20 protein-coding genes and 1 pseudogene are annotated in these 21,659 nt (G+C 34.8%); 18 read left to right on the forward strand and 3 right to left on the reverse strand.

What is annotated here, in order from left to right:
- Positions 1 to 194: 194 nt before the first annotated feature.
- The 14 genes and pseudogenes from B3E92_RS00460 to B3E92_RS00525 form a co-directional block, all read left to right on the forward strand.
- On the forward strand, positions 195 to 641 hold the full coding sequence (locus B3E92_RS00460; RefSeq protein ID WP_286710030.1) for a helix-turn-helix domain-containing protein: 447 nt from the start codon (positions 195 to 197) through the stop codon (positions 639 to 641).
- 2 nt (positions 642 to 643) lie between these two features.
- Entirely contained in the window at positions 644 to 1,465 is an 822-nt protein-coding gene (locus B3E92_RS00465) for an abortive infection family protein (protein WP_286710029.1), read from the forward strand.
- A 91-nt stretch (positions 1,466 to 1,556) separates the two neighbouring features.
- Positions 1,557 to 3,620 (forward strand): GNAT family N-acetyltransferase, encoded by a 2,064-nt coding sequence (locus B3E92_RS00470; RefSeq protein ID WP_286894854.1) that lies wholly within the window; start codon positions 1,557 to 1,559, stop codon positions 3,618 to 3,620.
- Positions 3,617 to 4,048 carry an ASCH domain-containing protein gene (locus B3E92_RS00475; protein WP_286710027.1) on the forward strand — a complete coding sequence of 144 codons (432 nt, stop codon included), beginning with the start codon at positions 3,617 to 3,619 and terminating at the stop codon, positions 4,046 to 4,048. Before B3E92_RS00470 ends, B3E92_RS00475 begins: the two co-directional genes overlap by 4 nt.
- A 212-nt stretch (positions 4,049 to 4,260) precedes the next feature.
- On the forward strand, positions 4,261 to 5,241 hold the full coding sequence (locus B3E92_RS00480; RefSeq protein WP_286710026.1) for an AAA family ATPase: 981 nt from the start codon (positions 4,261 to 4,263) through the stop codon (positions 5,239 to 5,241).
- A gap of 22 nt (positions 5,242 to 5,263) precedes the next feature.
- A complete protein-coding gene (locus B3E92_RS00485; RefSeq protein WP_286710025.1) occupies positions 5,264 to 7,765 on the forward strand; it encodes a S8 family peptidase in 2,502 nt (833 codons plus the stop codon).
- A gap of 124 nt (positions 7,766 to 7,889) precedes the next feature.
- Positions 7,890 to 8,603, forward strand: coding sequence for an AAA family ATPase (locus B3E92_RS00490; RefSeq protein ID WP_286710024.1), 714 nt, complete (start codon positions 7,890 to 7,892; stop codon positions 8,601 to 8,603).
- Positions 8,604 to 8,786: 183 nt separating this feature from the next.
- Positions 8,787 to 9,380, forward strand: coding sequence for a hypothetical protein (locus tag B3E92_RS00495; RefSeq protein WP_286710023.1), 594 nt, complete (start codon positions 8,787 to 8,789; stop codon positions 9,378 to 9,380).
- An 89-nt stretch (positions 9,381 to 9,469) separates the two neighbouring features.
- Entirely contained in the window at positions 9,470 to 10,408 is a 939-nt protein-coding gene (locus B3E92_RS00500; protein ID WP_286710022.1) for a hypothetical protein, read from the forward strand.
- Between the two features lie 12 nt (positions 10,409 to 10,420).
- Positions 10,421 to 10,807, forward strand: a complete 387-nt coding sequence (locus tag B3E92_RS00505) for a hypothetical protein (RefSeq protein WP_286710021.1) — start codon at positions 10,421 to 10,423, stop codon at positions 10,805 to 10,807.
- A gap of 575 nt (positions 10,808 to 11,382) precedes the next feature.
- Positions 11,383 to 11,676: a hypothetical protein gene (locus tag B3E92_RS00510; protein ID WP_286726925.1), complete on the forward strand. Its 294-nt coding sequence runs from the start codon at positions 11,383 to 11,385 to the stop codon at positions 11,674 to 11,676.
- Between the two features lie 148 nt (positions 11,677 to 11,824).
- Positions 11,825 to 12,499, forward strand: coding sequence for a hypothetical protein (locus B3E92_RS00515; RefSeq protein WP_286710019.1), 675 nt, complete (start codon positions 11,825 to 11,827; stop codon positions 12,497 to 12,499).
- A 114-nt stretch (positions 12,500 to 12,613) separates the two neighbouring features.
- A complete protein-coding gene (locus B3E92_RS00520; RefSeq protein WP_286710018.1) occupies positions 12,614 to 12,865 on the forward strand; it encodes a hypothetical protein in 252 nt (83 codons plus the stop codon).
- Positions 12,866 to 12,880: 15 nt separating this feature from the next.
- Positions 12,881 to 13,420: pseudogene (locus B3E92_RS00525) on the forward strand (DUF6896 domain-containing protein); the annotation flags it as partial.
- A 502-nt stretch (positions 13,421 to 13,922) separates the two neighbouring features.
- Here B3E92_RS00525 and B3E92_RS00530 read toward each other — a convergent pair.
- From B3E92_RS00530 to B3E92_RS00540, 3 genes are all read right to left on the reverse strand, one after another.
- Positions 13,923 to 14,954, reverse strand: a complete 1,032-nt coding sequence (locus B3E92_RS00530; protein WP_286710016.1) for a hypothetical protein — start codon at positions 14,952 to 14,954, stop codon at positions 13,923 to 13,925.
- A gap of 182 nt (positions 14,955 to 15,136) precedes the next feature.
- Positions 15,137 to 15,643, reverse strand: a complete 507-nt coding sequence (locus B3E92_RS00535; RefSeq protein WP_286710015.1) for a DUF4304 domain-containing protein — start codon at positions 15,641 to 15,643, stop codon at positions 15,137 to 15,139.
- 602 nt (positions 15,644 to 16,245) lie between these two features.
- Entirely contained in the window at positions 16,246 to 16,626 is a 381-nt protein-coding gene (locus tag B3E92_RS00540) for a DUF7674 family protein (protein ID WP_286726930.1), read from the reverse strand.
- Positions 16,627 to 16,900: 274 nt separating this feature from the next.
- Here B3E92_RS00540 and B3E92_RS00545 point away from each other — a divergent pair, with 274 nt between their 5' ends.
- The 4 genes from B3E92_RS00545 to mobC all read left to right on the forward strand — a co-directional run bounded on the left by B3E92_RS00545 (position 16,901) and on the right by mobC (position 21,659).
- Complete coding sequence (locus B3E92_RS00545; protein ID WP_286894856.1) at positions 16,901 to 17,503, forward strand: hypothetical protein; 603 nt, start codon at positions 16,901 to 16,903, stop codon at positions 17,501 to 17,503.
- Positions 17,504 to 17,837: 334 nt separating this feature from the next.
- Positions 17,838 to 18,269, forward strand: coding sequence for a conjugal transfer protein MobA (gene mobA / locus B3E92_RS00550; protein WP_286710080.1), 432 nt, complete (start codon positions 17,838 to 17,840; stop codon positions 18,267 to 18,269).
- A gap of 1 nt (position 18,270) precedes the next feature.
- The gene (gene mobB / locus B3E92_RS00555) at positions 18,271 to 19,557 is read left to right on the forward strand and encodes a conjugal transfer protein MobB (RefSeq protein WP_286833486.1); all 1,287 of its coding nucleotides are present in this window, start codon (positions 18,271 to 18,273) and stop codon (positions 19,555 to 19,557) included.
- Positions 19,558 to 19,655: 98 nt separating this feature from the next.
- Positions 19,656 to 21,659, forward strand: coding sequence for a conjugal transfer protein MobC (gene mobC, locus B3E92_RS00560; protein ID WP_286710079.1), 2,004 nt, complete (start codon positions 19,656 to 19,658; stop codon positions 21,657 to 21,659).

The following is a 21,659-nucleotide window of genomic DNA, read 5'->3' on the forward strand; positions in this document are numbered from 1 at the left end:
AAATTTATTTAGGACACATGTGTGTTTTAATATACCAAAGACAAATTATTTGCTTTAAAAGTGGCTTTAAATGTTCTTAAGACTGATTTTATCGACAAATAATCGTACCTTTATATCAAAGGTACCAAATTAGATTTTGGTAACAAACGGGTAACTTACCCGTATTTTACGGACTTATTTTAATCAGGTAAATTATGAGTGTTGTATTTCAAGATGAAAGAAAAATTAAACAAGGTGAAGTCATAGCAAAGCTTCGTAGGATGCAAGGAATTAAGCAAGAGGCATTAGGTAAAATGTGTCCAAGCAATTTTTCTCAACAGAAAATATCAGAGATTGAAAGTCAAATCGTTATTGAAGAACCCACTCTTGAAGAATTAGCTATAGCTTTAGGTGTTACTGTCGAATTCATCAAAAATTTTAATGATGATAATGCAATATATAATATCCAACATAATCATGATTTTAAAGATCATGCTGTCGCACATCAAAATCACCAACCAATATTCAATGAAACTTCCAAATTAACTTCGCTCCTAGAAAAACTTGTCAAAGACGATACTGTTAAAACTCAAGCAATTTTGGATTTGACAAAAGTGGTTGCGGATTTAGCGGAGGAGGTGAAAAAACTGCGAGATAATTAGGAATGGCTGATTTAACCTTTGCTGAAAGAAATATTTTCGAGACCTTCATTACAGGTGAAAATGGTGCCGGTTATGTACTTGATTTTAATGATAGAACTTTTAAAGAGTTTGTTGGCGAAACGACGGGAATAGAAATTGATGAGGACAGATATCGAGTAAACGGTACGTCAAAAGCTAATAGATTAAGGACATTTTATAAAATCGAAAGCGACTATAATGTAGGCACGTTGTTTATAAAGCTACATGAGTATAAGCTGGCATATATCGCTAGAAAAGATAAGCCATATAATCAGTTGGAATTTGACCAATTCATTAAAATTTCCAATCGTCTTTTAAAAGGAAGAATTATTGAAAATATCGACGCTATAAAAGCTAATAACACTGATAAAGATTTTAATCAATTAGCTAGACTAATCAAAGAAAGTATTGAAAAAAATGAACCAGAGGCAGCATTAGATAGACTACATACATTTGTTATTAAATTTCTTAAGGAGCTCTGTAAAAGCCATGCGATAGATTTATCAAAAGATGATACCGTAAATGCCTTATTTGGAAAATATATAAAAGCAATTAAAACCAAAAATTTAATTCAATCCTCTATGGCTGAAAAGATTGTACAATTTAGCTTTCAGATAATGGATGCTTTTAATGATATTAGAAACAATAGAAGTTTTGCTCACGACAACCCTATTTTAGATTACGATGAAAGTGTTCTCATCTTTAGTAACGTGACTTCTATGGTTAAGTTCATCCAGTCTATGGAATCTAGACATAATAATAAAGTCATTGAGCAAGCTAAACCATCATGGAACGATTTTAAGTAATTATTTTAAAGTTTGCCGATAACTCATTATTTTTGCAAAAAACAATAACTTACAGATGTTATTATATAGCTAATGTGTTACCTATTATTGCATGATTAAATTTGCTCATCTCGAACACCTAGATGGTATTATAAAACTTTGGGAAAAAAACAGAAGTACCCTAGGGTTAATGCCGAAGGATGCCTTTCGAGATAACATCCAAAAAAAGTGGATTCTAGTAAGTTGTAATAAAGGCAACGAAGTAGAAGCTTATCTTCAATTCAGACATACAAATCGCACACAAACAATATCCATCGTACACTTATGTGTATCAGCTGATTATAGAGGTAAAAATTTAGCAAAAAAACTCTTGGATGAATTAGTAAGTTTATATCAAAATAAAGTTGTTGGTATAAAATTGAGCTGTAGGAGCGATTATAAAGATGCCATCAAATTTTGGCAGAAATATAATTTTCAACCAAAAGCTGAACGTCCTAGTAGAGGAAAGGATCCAAATGTTAAATTAGTTACTTGGTGGTTTAGTTTTGGCAAATCAGATTTATTTTCAGCAATTCCTAGTGATAAAGTATCCGCCATATTAGATTTTAATATCATATCGAAACTTCGAGACATCCACATAAACTCCCAAACATTCCCAGAGGTGGAAATATTAACATCAGATTGGATTGCAGATGAAATAGAGTTTGAAATCACTTCAGAAACTGTGGGCGAGATATTTAGGGATTCTAACAAGGTTAGAAGTTTACAAAGCAAACAATACATAAAGCACTTTAAAGAACTTAATCTCAATAAAAATGATATAAATAACATTGTTAATGAACTAATGGAAATATTCTCTGGAAAAACTGAAAATGATATTTCAGATCGGAGGCAACTTGCCGAAGCAATTCTTTCAAACACATCTTATTTCTTAACTCTAGACGATGAAATCCTTAAAAAAGGTAAATTATTAAATGACAAATACGGTTTAAAAGTTTCACTTCCAATCAACTTTATTTTAGAGCTAGATGAATTGAAAAACGCAAGTAATTATTATCCTGCACAATTATCAGCAGAGAATTTTTCTGTAAATAATCTATCCTCAAGAGATCACGAAAAACTAAACTGCTTTATCCTTACAAATGAAGAGAATAGAAAAGATTTAGATCGAAAAATTAATAAAATACAGAATAAAAATGGAGAAATATTAGTTGTTAAGAATAGTGAATTTTACATTTCCTTAATAGGACATTATATTGATAATCAATCGCTTATTGTCGAATTGTTACGTTTAACAAAACACCGTCTTTCTCAGACAGTTCTGTTTCAGAATATTTTTGATATCATAACCTATGCCTCTTTAAAAAATTTGTCCTTTATATCGATTAAGGATCTAGCAATTCACTCATTTGACCATAGAATGTTCGAACAGTTTGGTTTCTTTTTAAGAGAGGGAAATTTAATCAAGGCTCTTAGCAACAAAGTAGTAAAAGTTAATGAATTACCTTCTTTATTAACTCCAATTTATCATTCGATACCAGAATTAGAAAAAGTAATCCAAAATGATTCAAATAGTTCTATTGTTTTAGGCGATATATGGAGATATTATTTTCTTGAGAAAAAACTATGGCCATTAAAGATAGATTCTAATGATATTATGACGTTTATCATTCCTATTAAGCCGAGATATGCTCGTGAACTTTTTGACACCAAATCAGCAAAACAAACATTATTTGGGGCTTCACCAAAACTGATTTGGAACAATGAAAATGTCTACCATCGAAGCGTGAAACCGAATATCGAAACCCTACCAGCGAGAATATTATGGTACGCAAGTTCTGACAACCAATCTAATAGACAAAAATGTATTGTTGGCACATCTTATCTAGATGAAATTATAGTGGGACCAGCAAAAGAGCTTTTTAACAAATACAAAAAATATGGCATCTATGATTGGAACAAACATATAAAACCGATGACCAATGGTGACGAAAACAAAGAGATTAAGATATTGAAATTTAGTCATTCAGAAGTATTTCAAAATACTATACCATATAAACAATTGTTGGAAATCTTAAAGGCGGCAAATCAAGCACATAACAATTTTGTTTCACCGGTAAAAATTAAATCACAAATTTTTGCGGATATTTACAGAATAGCTAAAGGGATAGAATGATGTCAAAATTATTACTAATTTCAATAAAGGAGAAGTTCGTAAACAAAATAATATGCGGCGAGAAAACAATTGAACTAAGAAAATCGAAACCAAAAGCGCAAATCGGAGACACTGTTGTTATATATACCACACAGCCTAAAAAGGCCGTTACTGCGCTTGCAATAATTAAAAATATAATTAGTCACACACCGAATGATATGTGGGAAAAATATGGTGATAGATTAGGCGTTTCAAAAGAAGAATTCGACAATTATTATAGCTTAAGTACTAAAGCTATAGGTATTGAACTTGAAAATGTTCATAAATTAAACGATGAAATTGTTCTGAGTGCAATAAAAGCTATCTACCCTAAATTTTCTCCTCCGCAGACATTTAAATATTTGAACAAATTTGAAAGTCTTAAAAAGTTTCACAAGAGACGTAATTAAGGGCGTGTAACTCAAATTATGGCTTTTGATTAATCCTCGAGCCTACCTGTTCCTAAAGTATTTTACTAATGATATTCGGCGTACACAATAATGAAAATTATACAGATCATCTAGGTTCTCCAATATTTATTATTAACTTTAAACAAAGCCTAAAATCGGCACCTATTTTGATTATATAACCTTATATTTGCAAAAATTTTGAGTACAGCATAATGGCAGCATTGGAACAAATAAAGAGCTTGATTCGTTCGTTTGGCGAAGGAGACGACAGTCGTTTCTATGCTACTGCTATGCAAATAGCTGCCGCTGAAGCGCGCCAAGGCCATACTGCCTTAGCCGAAGAGCTCAAAAAAATGATCGACAAAGCTAAACTCTCTAAAAGTAAAGAGTCTGTTCTGATCAAAAAGCTTCCTGTCAATAGTGCTCAAAAAGAATTAGAAGATTTACTGGAATTAGTTCGCCCTGAGGTAAAACTTATGGATATGGTACTTTCAAAAAATGTACGAAACTCTCTCCAGCGTGTACTCGATGAGCAACGTAAAATAGACATTCTCGAAAGTCATGGTCTGACTGCTCGTAGAAAGTTGCTTTTTACTGGCGCCCCAGGCTGTGGTAAAACCATGAGTGCTCACGTACTAGCAAGTGAACTGGGCCTGCCCCTATTCATCATCAGGCTCGATGGATTGATTAGTCGATATATGGGTGAATCCATTGCCAAACTTCGTCTAGTATTTGACGCCATGCGAGATTTTAGAGCTGTATATCTTTTTGATGAGTTTGATAGTATTGGTACTTCACGCTCCGCTGGAAATGAAGTGGGCGAAATAAAACGCGTACTCAATAGCTTCTTGCTACAGATTGAAAAAGATGATTCGAGAAGTTTGATCATTGCAGCAACTAATCTACCTGAATCTCTAGATGTAGCGCTATTCAGACGCTTTGATGATATTATCCAATTTCCTCTCCCTACTGAGGAAGATATATACCAATTATTTGATTTAGAATTCACTGGGTTTGACCTCCCCTCTACTATAGATCTAAGAAAAGTTACTCATAAAGCCATCGGATTAAGCTTTGCAGACATTCACCGTATTGTAAGTGATGTATGGAAAGATTATCTCGTCTATGGCGATAAAAATGTGAGTGAAGAAAAAATACTACATTATGTAGAAGGAAGGAAAAGACCTTTTTAAGGGACTTATTCTTTTTTCCAATATGCCAGAAAATAACCTACCCCATCTAGTAATAGATGGAAATTTTTATGATGCCCAAAATTACACCTCTAATATTCAAGGTGGTCCTACTATATTAGCTCGTAGCGGTATTAATCGCCAGCAACAAGGAGATTTCGTCAAAGTCAGATTCGATGAAGCTTTAAATGACTTTTGGAATGGTAAACAGATTCAAGACTTTGTTTATATAGTTTTTAAATCCGCGCCGGATTTCCCACTTGATATTGATAAATTTGATGATAAATCTAGTTTCCGTATTGCGTATACAAGGATATGCCAAGACGTAGATGAAGAAGGCAGGACATTCAAGTATCAAGAAGCAGGCATATACTTAGACAAAACAGCAATCACTAACTTTCTAAATAAAGTAGATGAATTTCTTACTAAGAATACACCTCAAAGTGAAAAGGCAGGAAATCCTAAACCTAGAAATTATTCTTTAATAGCAAATATAGAGGATATTCGTGCTGCCACTCTAGCAGCATTTTGGCAGGAGCCTGAAAATGAATTTCCTAATGCGGACGAAAGTATTTGGTGGGAAGTATGGTTAGATTACGATAATAACAATGACTACATTAAACAGTGCAAAGATTTTCTACAGCAACAAGGAATCCAAATTGGCCAACAGTGGATCTGCTTTCCTGAGCATACCGTAGGATACATTAAAGGTACTCCGCGGCAAATGGAAAACTTACTCTATTTAGAATGTCTAAGTGAGTTACGTAAACCTCGTGATTTGACAGATTTTTTCACATACGCTACGCGTATCGAACAAGATAATTGGATTAATAATTTGTTACAACGAGTATCCAATAGCTCTGACCAAAATAAAATATCTGTATGTTTATTGGACACCGGAGTTAATCGTGGTAATCCATTATTAACTCCTCATATTGAGGAACACTATCTCTCTACAGTCTTTGCAGATGGCCATGTTGCCGACAAAACTGATATGCGTAGTGGCCATGGAACTCCCATGGCGGGATTAATTCTGTACGGAGATTTATCTGAAGTATTTGGCAACAACCACCCTGTAAACATTCCCTTTAAATTCGAGAGTGTAAGAGTTATAGATCACAACAAACCACATGACCTCCTGAATTATGGTTTCGTAACGATCGATGCTGTCTCTAATGCCGAAATCATGAATCCAGATCATAAACGCGCAATTTGTATCGCTGTAACATCTAATGATAATCAGCATTTGGGGAAACCGTCACTTTGGTCCGCTACTATTGATATGCTTTCTTTTGGAACAGAAGATATTAATGAAAGAAACTTGTTTATCATTTCTTCTGGAAATTTAGCAGACGAAATTCGTAATGAATATCCACTAATAAATGATGACCATAGTATTAATGATCCCGCACAAGCATTTAACGCTATAACGGTAGGAGCATATACATTGAAAGATCAGCTAGATTTTAATCTATTTCCCGAAGCTGAAATTCTAGCAAATAGAGGAGCTATGTCACCGTGTAATACGACATCTTCTATTTGGGCAAATGAATGGCCTAGAAAACCGGACATTGTAATGGAAGGTGGTAATCAAGCGATACAACAGGGCGCTGTATTGAGCCCGGATTCACTCCAATTATTAAGTACCTCCTGTGGAAAAACGTTAAACATGCTTACAGCATTTGGAGACACCAGTGCAGCCACGGCTCTCGCCAGCCGATTCGCCGCACAACTTTACATCCAATATCCACATTTTAGGCCAGAAACCATAAGAGCTTTGATGGTTCATTCCGCTAATTGGACCCCGGCAATGTTGGGCAACCGGAACTTAGGGGATTTATCTTTTGGACAAAAAGTCAAACTCATACAAACCGTAGGATATGGTGTTCCAAATCTTCAACGGGCCGTACATAGTGCATCAAATTCACTTACTTTAATATGTGAAGCTGAATTAAAACCATATAAATATGAAGAGTCGCGGGTTAAAACGGACCAATTTCATTTATACAACTTACCTTGGCCAGTGGAAGCTCTAGCAGAATTATATAATACACCGGTACAATTAACAGTTACCCTATCCTATTTTGTCGAACCGAATCCTGGAAATAAAAGATATGCAAAGGCAAACAACTATATGTCGCATGCATTAAGATTTAAAATGAACGATACAAATGAATCACCAGATGCATTTGCAGGAAGAATTAGTGCTGAAATGCGGGAAGATGATTATCAAAATGAGGGCCGCGAGCGAAACTGGAAATTGGGTGAAGACCTACGAAATAAAGGGTCTATCCATAAGGATATATGGGAAGGAAATGCAGCAGATCTGGCAACTCGTAACATTCTGGCAATATATCCGACAACAGGATGGTGGAAAACTCGGAGAAAATTAGAACGCTATAATAAGACTATCCGTTATAGTCTTATCATTAGTATTAGTTCACCTAATAGTGATATTGATATTTACACACCTGTCAAAAATTTGATTGAGACTAAAGTAGCTATCCCTGTTGAAATTAGAGTTTAAACGTATAGAATGTAAGTGAATGGTTAAAAACATCAGGATCTGAAACCCCATATACATAAATCAGGAGATTCGAAGTAAAAGAATCAAGAGCTCAATTATCAACATATAGATAAAGTATAATTAGATGATTTATATTAGCCAAATCCGAAATAAAAAACCTACAGAGGGCCGCGACCATTATCCGTATAATATCCCATCATTGTCAGCACTGGATGAACTAAAATTTCGGAGTCCTGTGACCTTCATCGTAGGAGAAAATGGTATAGGAAAATCAACACTAGTAGAAGCGATAGCCATCAATGCCGGCTTTAATCCTGAAGGTGGAAGCCGCAATTTTAATTTTAGCACCATGGATTCCCATTCCGCTTTATTTGAAGATATCCAAGTAATACGAACGGCATATCGCAACAGAGATGGTTATTTTCTCAGGGCTGAAAGTTTTTATAATGTTGCCACAGCAGTAGATCAATATGAAGCTCAGAAATCCTATGGTGGATCGTTACACGAACGCTCTCATGGTGAAAGCTTTCTCTCGTTATTACATCACCGCCTCAATGGAAACGGACTCTATATTTTTGATGAGCCAGAATCAGCACTGTCTATCATAAGCCAGTTAAATATGCTGAGCCGAATAAGAGAGCTTGTAGAACTTAGATCGCAATTTATTATTGCAACACACTCCCCCATCCTAATGGCCTATCCCGAAGCTGATATCTATCAGGTATCTGAAAATGGAATAAAGCTGATTGCATATCAGGATACCGAACAATATAAATTGATGAAGTATTTTATGAATAACCACGAACGGATGCTATCCGAATTGGGCTTCGATTTCTAAATTAAAAAAATGGAAGATATAAATAAATGCAAAGAACTCATTGGGAAAATAGTTGTGTTATATAATCGTTAATTTCATAATTGATACATAAAATATGGGGTATTTATTATAGTTTTATGGCTAGCTAGTTAATCTAAATTAAAGTCGGCAAGAAATATTTTTCAGCCAATATCAGCTTTAGAAATGAAACGTATAATAACAGTATTCTTAGTTTTTTTATCAATGCAGATTAATGCACAAGATCTTAAACACCTTAATGATGTCGCAAGTAACGACGGCATACCTCGTGGAAAAGCAATTATCTATGGTAATTTCATCCAACGATTAGGATTCAGCAGTGGAGGTTTTCCGCAGGACATACGTTTGATCAATACAGAAACAAAGGAGGTTTTTTCATTTAGAGTGAAGCCGACATTCAAATCATCAAAGGAAAATATCTTCATATATACCATTGAGCCGGGTAACTACGCTATTCTAAATTATTGGTGGACCAATAGTAAGTGGTATGGTGGCAAAATGTATACAGAGTATATTTTTAAGAATACGGATACAACAGATGGCTTTGAAGATAAAGTAAATGCTGGCCTGATAAATATAGATGAATTAGAACGCTTTACTTTTAAGATTACAGAAAACTCATTAAACTATCTGGGAACCTGGCATTTTAAAACGCCTCCTGTTTCATTCACGGATGACAAGGTCATACTCGACAAGAAAATGAAAGATAGGTACAAAGCCATTGACTTTTCACAAGCTAATCTAGTTATACCAAACTAATAAACTCAAATCAGGAATTGACAAAACATGTCATGTAAGAATCTCAAGCATTATAAAATATAACAACAAGACTCTTAGCGCATTGCAATATGAGAATCGAAAATAAAAGAGTTATTAATAGAAGACAAATTAATAAGGCTATTATAGAGGATGATAAAAAAGGTTTAATCTTGACAGATTCAAACCTAAATATTCTAAATAATCTTGGTTTTGAAGAATTCCGCCTCTTAGATTTTGCCCCTAATGGCCATATTATACTTTTGAATTCCAAAAATTGGCTAACAATACGAAATGCAAATAAAACGACAATTACAGCTTTTGACATTGAGACTAAACAACAACTCTTTTCTACAGAAAAGTTCCTGGGATATAGAAGCATAATAGATAAATCATCTAACTATTTTTTACTTGAATATTATCGTGGACTATGTTGTGTAAATATTAAAAACGGTGAGGTAGTTTTCAAAAAAGATAAAGTCGACAAAAGTCTGTACAATGCAGATTTACACCTTAAAAGCAATATTATTTATATTCCAACAGAGAAAAAATCTATTTTAAGGTATCACTTTGACAATCACTGTTTCGATGAAATAAAACTTGATAATGTAGGCGGTACGAGTTGGATCAAATTTGATAATACCCAAGCCTATTTATTGATAAGTGACAAAAAAAATTCATTGCACTGCTTTACACACGACAACATGGTGAAACCGATATGGTCAATAAATTTTTCCAAATTTAAAAAAGATAATAGAATTTGGTGTTACAATATCATAACAACTAAGAGCAATTTAGGTTGTATTCATGGATTTATGCCAGAAAGTGGCCAAAATGCGTACGCAGGAGGTACATTATATATTTTCGATATCCTCTCAGGCGAAATAATTGACTCCTTAGATTATGCAAACATTCAGGAAAAAATAATCACCGATTTTCAAATAGATGAAATCATTATTGATGACTTGACGTCACTATCATTGAAAACTAAAACATTTCGACAGACACTGATGGCGTCATATCTACAATAGCGCTGAATAAATATGGATCATTTAGAACCTATACCATTATGGACATTGGTAGCTAACATCAAACAGGAAATTAGCTATGGTCAAGGGAAAATAGAAACCCGCTATGGCACGAAACAGTTTAGCCCGGGCACCAAAGTGTATATTATTGATTGGTATGCTGGGATGTGCCAAGATATTACCGTAATCGGATTGTCCAGAGATACGAAAAAATTAATTACCATTGTTATACGGGCAGAATGGATCGAAAACTTCCGCGTCAAGTTATGCTACAACCCTAAAGTATGCTCAAAAATAAAGACCTACTTTGATAAGGAGGAAACTGGAATGCAGCGGTATACAGAAAAATTTGTAAATGATATGTTTATCGGTATACCTCAATGGAATGAACCGCTCAGTTAGTTGACGGTGGATCATTGAATAAAATATAACAGCATCAATTCCTGTCGCTCTATAATCCATAATTTAAGATTGTCTTCTCTATATGTTAGAAGTGTTAGTTACTTCATTGAGATCTTACTATCCTAACCTCAATCCCAAAAGATACAATTCTGAATTTCTCCTCCAACAGTATCATAAATAAAAACGTGATGTATGAATTTAGTAAATTGCATTATGGAAAAGAAAACATTTTGACATCATCTGTTAAATTATTCGCGCTATTTTATGAAAGTATACTTCTTAATACCCGTTTTATTTCTTGCTTTCGCTTGTCAAAGCACAACTAAAAAAACACCTAAAGCAAAAGCTCCAGAAGAAACTTTCAATTATTCCGCTTTTGAAAAAGACTATGCGGAAATACTGGAAGCGATATTTAACCATGACACTTACATCAATCGATTGATCATAACTGAAAAACCTGAGACTTATATTGAAAACAAATTTAAAAAAGATCTGATACATACGTCCTATAAGAGGGTTATCCTCTGGGGGATGCTATTGGAATCCGGGAATTGTTTGACCATCTTGGTTATAACATGCAGGATTCAATCGGTTTCCTAAATCAGACAAGAGCCAGGGATACAGTCTTCATTCCCCAATCGATCACTCACAAGTATATGGTTAAAGACAGCAATAGATTGACTGAGGAAGAACGTTTCTTAACGAAACTGGTCTTCCACTTACCTATCCTGACACGTGACGGTCAAAAAGCCTTTGTATCCGTGGATCATATCTGCGGTGGATTATGTGGCCAGGGGTGGTATTTTATTCTTGAAAAAATAAAAGGCAAATGGAAGGTTGTTAAATATGAGGATACTTGGATAGCTTAAGACCAATAGCAACATTGGATGATCACGAACGCGGCTTGAATAGATTATTGGATTATGAAACGAACAGTATTTTCAATGGCGTATTAAAAAATACTATATGCTATTTTTACAGCAAATTTGTATTTTGTAACCAATTGGTAAGAGCAATATGATGGCAGACGACGAACTAGAAAATGTAGATCCAGACGATATCAGCGATTTACTCGTTAAAGTTGAAAAGTCATTTGACATGAAGTTTGAGAGCACCGAACTGATGCACATTTTCACTTTTGGTGAACTATGTGATCACATTGCCAATAAAATTCAACTAGCACATTCGAAAGACTGCACAAGCCAACAGGCTTTTTATAAACTGCGTGATGCAATGGCATCAACATTTCAAATAGACCGGAAAACAATCGCAACCGGCACTACTCTCCTTGGTCTTCTGCCAAAACAAAGCAGACGTTCTATGGTAAAAAAATTGGAAGTGCACTTGGGATTTAAACTTCATATCCTACGACCGCCCTACTGGGCATCCGTTACACTTGCGATTTTACTGGTGACATCTTGCGCTGCACTATTCTTTAATTGGCAGATCGGACTTGCAGGACTTGTATTTTCAAATGCTGGACTTTGGTTTGCAAAAAAATTCGGCAACATACTTAAACTGCAAACAGTTGGGCAATTAGCAAAAAAAATGACACGTGAAAGTTATTTCAAATCTAGACGTAACCCGAACACTTTTAATAAAAGCGAAATTGAAAAAATACTAGTTGATTTATTCAGTAATGATTTAGGGATAGACAAAAGTAAACTAACAAGAGAGGCAAAACTCAGCTAAATCCCAAGGAGGGTACTATATTTGCCACGCAATTACTGAACAACAGACAAATTTAAATAAGGCTATTCTACATGCAAGACCACTAGTTGCATAAAATTTCTTTAAATTAGGTTTGTGGACAGAACAACAGATATAATTATTATTAAGTCAATTGACCAACTTCCATCAATAGATGAAATCAAATCCATTTCAAGAGAAAGAGCCCTAAAACTTGTTTTTAAAGGAAATATAAACAAGCAGCGCGAACAAATTGGCCAAAATCTCGAATATGAACTTTCTGGATTCCAGGTTTTGATCCATACAATAGACCCTGAACTTAACATTGTAAAACTAATTACAGATAAAGAAATTGAAGACCACCAATAATTTTTTGAGCAATGTGCAAAAGATTACAGGCAACTAGGCCAACAATTAGTGTTTATGCTGGTTGACAAACTTGATTTAAATTTAAACAAGGATTTTCCAATGGATACTTTTAATGAGTTAAAGTGGGATGAACGACAGATCGGGAAAGTTGCAGAATGGAAATATTTTGTCCATGGTTTTCATTGTGGTTTTCAAAATATAATAACCCGGCAGTATATTGAGGTTTCGCTTGTTTTCGGGCTTGAGTTTGGGGATTTAGATCCGTATTTTTTTGTGAAGTTTATCCTATCTTCACAAAACTATCACCCACTGCCAATTCCCCTCTTTGAAGAATATGCTGACGGGTCAAGAATAATAAAAAAAATGACCTCATTAGGAAAATTTGAAGAGATTCCTTCTAATGTCCCTGGGCACACTGGCATTGCCGTCACAGATAGAGAGAAAGTTGAGATTAAATCCGACTTGGATTTAGAAAAAATATTCGTAAAACATATTGAGGAAATTAAAAAGAAACCTAAATTCAACCTTTGGAAATTTCTTAGCCTAAAAAGATGAGCCTAGCGATAATGGTGTTTCATATGCGTGATTTACAAAAATTAGGACAGAATTGCTCCCGTTGGAATAAGGAACATCCCTATACTAGTAATAATTAAACAAATTATTACTAGTATACTTAGCAACACGTAGCTAATCCCTCCATTTTTATAAGTAAATGCCAAAGTCTGAAAAGCAGCAATAGCTAAACTTAAAAGCATAAACCAATTCCATATGATTGTAATAGTATCTGCTAAACCAACATTATCAACAGCACTATAGATTATGCTCGTTCTAACCGTAACTGTTATAAGAAACGAAGATATCCCGATAATTAAGTTACACTTGTAAAATGTATTTGGCTCTTCAATCATGTTTGGCGTTGCATTAAGCACTGAATTTATTATTATACATCAGGGTATGATTGTAAATAATGAATCGTAATCACTAATATTTAATTTCAAATTTTAAATCCTAATAATCTTACCACCGTTTATCCATACGGAATTATAGAAGCAATTGATTAGTAAAAACTATATATTGCCTTTAAAGTACGATCTTCAAAATAATGAGCTTTTGCAGCATCCGACTTTCGCTGTATGGAGATCAAAAAACCTTTTTCATCGTAACGCATTTCCAGCTCGCTTACTTTTCGTCCATTCCAGATATCTTCCATCAGTTTCAGGTTTCGGTTTTGATCATAGACATACTTTTCGGTTTTGGAATCAAGGGAAGAAGGTACATCGGTAAGTTGTAGTAAAAGCCCATCCTTGAATTGGTACAATTCTGATGGTGTTTTCTCAACAGCACAGCCATTATGTAAAAACAACACTGCCGGATATCCTTTTACATAGTAATATGTCTTTTTTTGATAACAAGTATCTAGATTACCACTATTCTTGCTAAAATTGAAATATTCGGTACGTTCTTCTGCCTCGAATTCGTTTTCAGTATAGTAACGATATTGCAAAGAAGAAAAATCATTATTTGCCGTCATTCTCTTCCAAATGCTTTCGTCTGGTAAAACACCCTCTAAAATCATTCTGTCCACTCCTCGAACTTGCTCTCCCTGCCAATCATTGTTTTGCGGCCTATTTGGCATCTGGGCGTTCAAAGTGAAAGTTCGGATGATATCAACTTTGTTATTCTTATTGTATTGATAGCTGCTGACTTTTACGATGCCATTGGAATAATCTATCCTTGCTTTTTTATCGATGAAACCATCTGAATTATAGGAGTATCTAGTATAAAAAGCGGTATCAGGTTTTTCGTTATTATATCGTATGCTCCTCATACTTACGATCGTACCGTCGGGGTTAAAATCGTAAATATATTTCATCCCAATCTTCTCTTCACCCTGAAGCAGAATACGTTTTACTTTATTGCTTTTTATAAAATTAGAATTGAATGAAAAAACGGTTTTTGTAAAATAATCATCGTCCTCTAAGGGGTTAACATTATAGAATGGTAGTACCTGAGCTTTTCCCACAGCCACAAAACCAATAAACAACATAAGGGTCAAGAAGTAGCAAATATTATGTTTAGTGTATATCATACTTTCAATTAAGAGGAATTTTGGTCCCATCAAAGTCTACACTCAAAGATAGTCACTTCCCATTAAGACCTGCACCTTAAAACAAAAAGTCGGAATAAAAACTTCAGCTCACCTTATCAATAGGGTATTTTCCAATATTTTCCATTTTTGCATCCGCTGTTGTCTGATTCGTATCTCAGCTTTTATGATTTATTGAAATCGAAAATTGACAAAATTTTGGTTACCCATCCTTTAACATTTTTATGACTGGTTAAATGGAAATAATTCTTAACTACAAAAGGAATCATTTTTAAGTTAGGAAAGCTCTGAATATATACCAATAAATCAGATTCTGTATTTATCCTTTCTAAAACCGACAGTACTCGCCCCTCGATAAGGCTCCTTAATTGACTAACTCTTTCTTGCTCAAGCATAGAACTGTCTAAACTTAATATTCTGTTAATAAGAAGTAACTCATCGTAATCTGACGCCCCTAGACGTTTAAAAACATGCATTTTAAGGTCGTTCAATTCAAGATTGTTAATAATAAATCCATAATCAATATAATAGCTATCAGAATAATATGATTTGTATACTGAAATTACTTTATTTATTCCAGGGCTTTTCAATATCCAAGTGTTTTTATTTCTAACAAACTTGTGTGGTGATAGAATTTGATCTACTGCTTGCTTAAATTTTATCTTATCCATAATTAATAAAACTCTAAAACCGTATTAAAACTTATCCTAAAATAGTTTTTCCAAAACAGTCTCATATCTTTCTAATTGACTAATTCCTTGTCCCGCAACTGCTTCCAATATCTTATAGCCTTTATGTAGAAGATTCCCTTGCTTCAGGTTCGATTTAGTAAAACTTTCACCTGCCCCAGACTATAACATTAGAGGATAATTTCTATTTGATGGGATTGGTCTAATTGAAAAAACTAATCAAATTTATGTGTTTTAAATGGATTAAATTCGTTGGGAATTCCTTCAGAAATGATGGAATATAATTTCCAAAAATCCGAACTGTACACATTAGTATCATAACACAAAGAGTCACCTAAAATATTTGAGTTCGGCGATAACCGTTCCCTGTTTCAATCACAGGTTTATTAAATTCTTTCAATCTATTTATAAGTTCACAACCAGCTTTAACGGTAAACTTTGTACTATCTGAAATACGAGCTATGACAAAGCTATTATCGTCCCTTTCAGTCAACTGTCCAGACTTAGCAATAGCATGGTTTATTTTTTTGTAACATCTCCATCTTTCAAATGCGTAATTCAAATATTGACCTATATCAAGAATATCAAAATTTATTCAAGAAGGTCTTTACCTCATCACTAACTGGAGAATTATTATAATTTTCTATATCAGTATAGGCTTTACCTAAATCCTGTCCCAACCGTTTTTTTAAATTGGGGGTTTCGGAAAAATCCAATTTACCCAAAAAACTTAGATAAATGGCATTTTGAACTCGCTTATCAACTAAAGGCAAATTTTTCGTTAAAAAATTTACCATAGCATCAAACTTATCTCCATCATTTTCAGCTATCGCTTCCTGCATAAATCGCTTGAAACAACCCATTTGAAAGGTAATAGACGCCCTGTAATCTTCATCTGAAAGCTCCTCTTCCAAACTCGGAAACAAATCGATCAATTCCTTAATAAATAAATCTTGGTCTTTCATCATTATTATATTGGAACAACTTCCTTACTTTCCTCCCACTTTAATCAATAGAACTTGAATACGAAGATAAAATTAACGTTTAATATAATCCCTATATTCTTCCTGAACATGGCCTAGCCACTGCTCTACAGATTTTCCCAGTTTCAGCCTTGTTCTGATTTGATCGTCTGTTAAATACTGTATCATAAATAAAAACCTGATGTATGAATTTAGTAAATTGTACTATGGAAAGGAAATCATTTTGGCATCATGTTTTAAACCATTCGATAGATTTATGAAAGTATGCTTTTTAATACCATTTTTATTTTTCATCATAGCATGCCAAAGCAATGATCAAAAACAGGTACCAGTCAAAATCCAAAAACAAGCATTTGATTATGCAATTGTTGAAGATGATTATGCTGAAATTTTGGATGCTATAATTGCCTATAACTCCATTTCAAATGAAGTAGCTAAAACTAATAAACCCATGGCCTATATTCACCAATGGTTCATCAAGGACTCGCTATATAATGCCTACGACAAAAACTTTATGCCTGACGGTCTGAGGATCCAAAAATTGCTGGGCTTAGTAGGCCATAGCCAGCAAGACTCTACAGGCTATCTCTATCAGGTCAAAGGAAGGGATACTGTATTTATTCCATTACAAATCAAAAAGAAATATAACGTTGCATACCATAAAAAAACAGAAACGAAGGAGCAATTTCTATCAAGCTATACATTTCACTTGCCTATCATGTCGCATGATCACAATAAAGCATTTGTATCATTAGACTATGTATGCGGAGCACTTTGCGGTCAGGGTTATGATTTTATCCTGGAAAAAATTAATGGAAAGTGGAAGGTGATAAAACGTGACTTTACCTGGATAGCTTAAAAAGATAGTGTTCATTGAGTTTCTCTCCTATTTTATCAACTAAAAGCTGTTTGCTTTTCCTTCTTACTATATTTACTTAAAAAGGATCGCAACCTTGGCTAGGTTTCGGTCGGGTTATAATACAACATCCAATAGACACAAAATGACACTCGAATTAATACCTGTAATAGAAATTGGATATAACAATCAGGGCATTCCAACACCAGACAAATATCCTTATTGGGAATACCCTATATTATGGGATAAATATAATGCTGAAAGCTACAAAAAAGCAGGTTTTAAAGACGATTTAACTCCATATTTAGCCGGTTCATCATTTTACGGTCTTTCTGAAATCAATAACAAAAAGCAAATAAGAAAAACAGGTCGAAGACCTAAAAAAGATCCTGCTAAAAACAGATACACGATCTCCTTCAATGAAGAAGAACATGCTCGTTTTTTGGCTCTTTTTGACCAATCTGGTATGCAGGTGAAGGCACATTTTATCACCTCCTGTATCTTTGAAAAGACCGTAAAAACAATTCAAATTGATAAAGGAACAGTTGATTTCTATATGCGACTGACTTCTTTTCACAGTCAATTCCGCTCTGTAGGAGTCAATTACAACCAAATTGTAAAGCTGTTATACAAGAATTTTTCTGAGAAAAAGGCTGCTGCTTTCCTCTACAAACTGGAAAAACAGACCTTAGAAATGGTCATTTTATGCCAAAAGATTATAAAAATCACTGAAGAATTTGAAGAAAAGCACCTAAAAAAGCAGTCTTAAAATGATAGCAAAAATTGGAAGAAGTGGAAATTTATATGGTACATTAGCATACAATCAGCTCAAAGTAGAGCATGAAAACGGACAGATTTTGTTTGCTAATAAGATGATTGAAACAGCAAGCGGACAATATTCTGTTACACAATTAGCCAAATCTTTTGCTCCATATCTTATTGCTAACCGCAATACAGAAAAACATACCTTACATATTTCGCTCAATCCAGATCCGAAAGATGAAGTCAATGACGATAAATTCAGGGAAATGACAGAACAGTATATGCGTGAAATGGGGTACGGTGAACAGCCTTTTATTGTTTTCAAACATACCGATATTGATCGTAGCCATATCTATATTGTGTCGGTTTGTGTAGATGAAGAGGGTAAAAAGATTTCGGACAAATTCGAGAAAATGCGGTCTATGAAAGTATGTCGTGAACTAGAAAAACAACACAGATTAATACCTGCAACGGAGAAAGAGCCTAACCAGAATGACAAGATTTTTCGCCCAGTTGATTACAAATCTGGAGATGTAAAAAGTCAAATAGCATCAGTAGTTCGTCATCTACCTACCTATTATAAATACCAAACGTTAGGAGAATACAACGCTTTACTTTCCTTGTTCAATATTACTACAGAAAAAATTGAGGGAGAATTACACGGAAAACCACAGCAAGGTTTGTTATATATTCCATTAAACGAACAAGGTGAACGAGCAGGTAATCCTTTTAAGGCTTCACTCTTTGGAAAGAATGCTGGACTTGCTTATTTAGAACTACATTTTGAGAAGTGTAAAACTGATATCAAAAATCACCCAAATAGGAAAACTATACAATCTGCTATTACTATTGCCTTACAATCTACAAATAATGAAATGGATTTTAAGAAACAGCTAGCTGAACAAAATATTAATGTGATCGTTCGTAGAAATGATGTAGGTCGTATTTACGGGATGACTTTTATTGACCACAATTCTAAAACGGTTTGGAATGGTTCTCGTTTAAGTAAGGAACTTTCTGCCAATACTTTTAATGATTATTGGAACAATAATATAAAACCTGAGATAAAAGAGATTGTGCAACCTCAATCTAAAATATCAAAATCCAACGATGCGGAAGATTTACCCGATGAAAAACCTCATCAGTTATTTGATTTCCTAAACTCGACTAAACAAGAAGACGATTTGATTGAAGGATTAGGCGGCTTGCTTATTCCCGAAACACAAGGCGAGGATTATGAGGAACTGAATTTTGCTAATCGGATTAAGAGAAAAAGAAAACGCAAGAAACAGTAGTAAGTAGCCAAATATAACCATTCAAAGCCAATGCCTACTAGGTAATAACACCTATGGCATAGAGCCTTTAAATTCACGCCCGAACATTAAAACTTTAAATAATGCAGGGAGAAGACGATTTAAGAGGGCTTGCCAAGATAATGGCTTTTATGCGGGCAGTCAGTATTCTTTTGGTGCTGATGCACCTTTATTGGTTCTGCTACGGTTTCTTTTTAGAACGTGGTTGGACGTTGGAAGTAATCAATAAGATATTAGGCAATTTCGACCGAACAGCGGGCTTGTTTTCACACACCCTTTACACCAAAGCATTTGCTTTGGTTTTGCTGGCTTTAAGCTGCTTAGGAACAAAAGGCGTGAAGAATGAGAAGATAACCTTGTCTAAAATCTATGTGGCGTTGAGCGTTGGGTTTGTGCTGTTCTTCCTAAACACACCGTTGCTAAAACTACCTCCGGCAACAGGCACATTTCTTTATATACTTACTATCTCCTTAGGTTATATCGCTTTGCTGATGGCAGGCGTATGGATGAGCAGATTACTGAAAAACAATTTAATGGACGATGTTTTCAATAACGAGAACGAGAGTTTCCAACAGGAAACAAAACTGATGGAAAACGAGTATTCCGTCAATCTGCCCACTAAATTTTACTACAAAGACAAATGGAACAACGGTTGGATAAACATTGTCAATCCTTTCAGGGCATCAATCGTATTGGGTACTCCGGGTTCCGGTAAATCTTATGCTATCGTAAACAACTACATCAAACAGCAGATAGAAAAAGGCTTTAGTATGTACATCTACGATTTTAAATTCGACGACCTTTCAACCATTGCCTACAATCATCTGCTGAAGCATCGGGACAAGTACAAAGTTCAGCCGAAATTTTATGTGATAAACTTCGACGACCCACGCAAGAGCCACCGTTGCAATCCACTCAATCCCGAATTTATGACGGATATATCTGATGCCTACGAAGCGGCTTATACCATAATGCTGAACCTTAACAAGTCGTGGATTTTGAAGCAAGGGGATTTTTTTGTGGAAAGCCCAATTATCCTTTTAGCTGCCATTATTTGGTATCTGAAAATCTATGAAGATTGTAAGTATTGCACGTTCCCACACGCCATAGAATTACTTAACAAAAAGTATTCGGACGTATTCACAATTTTGACTTCATACCCTGAATTGGAAAATTATTTGTCGCCCTTTATGGATGCCTGGCAAGGCGGAGCGCAAGACCGATTGCAGGGGCAAATCGCATCGGCAAAAATTCCTTTATCAAGAATGATTAGCCCTCAGTTGTATTGGGTTATGACAGGCGATGACTTCACGCTCGACATCAACAACCCGATAGAACCAAAAATTTTATGCGTTGGTAATAATCCCGACCGTCAAAATATCTATTCCGCAGCTTTAGGTTTATACAATTCAAGAATTGTAAAACTCATCAATAAAAAAGGGCAATTAAAGAGTTCCGTTATCATAGATGAGCTGCCCACGATTTACTTCAGGGGCTTGGACAATCTTATCGCCACTGCGAGAAGTAATAAGGTAGCGGTGTGCTTGGGCTTCCAGGACTTTTCGCAATTAACGAGGGATTACGGCGACAAAGAAAGCAAGGTTATCCAAAATACGGTAGGTAATATTTTCAGTGGTCAGGTGGTTGGCGAAACGGCAAAGAGCCTGTCAGAACGTTTCGGTAAAGTATTGCAGAAACGCCAGAGTATGACGATTAACCGCAACGATAAATCTACATCTATTTCCACACAGTTAGACAGCCTTATTCCTGCTTCCAAAATTTCAACCTTAACACAAGGTATGTTTGTAGGTTCGGTATCGGATAACTTTGACGAACGTATCGAGCAGAAGATTTTCCACGCCGAAATCGTGGTGGATAATGAAAAGGTGGCTTCCGAAACCAAAGCCTATCAAAAGATACCCCAGATTTTATCTTTTGTAGATGAGCAGGGCGAGGATACGATGAAGCAGGAAATTGAAAGCAATTACAAGCAGATAAAATCAGATATTATACACATCGTCGGGAAAGAAATGGAGCGAATTAAGAATGACCCGAACTTGCTGCATTTGGTACAACAAGAGTAA

This window comes from Sphingobacterium sp. UBA6317 (assembly GCF_002440385.1).
GTDB lineage: Bacteria > Bacteroidota > Bacteroidia > Sphingobacteriales > Sphingobacteriaceae > Sphingobacterium > Sphingobacterium multivorum.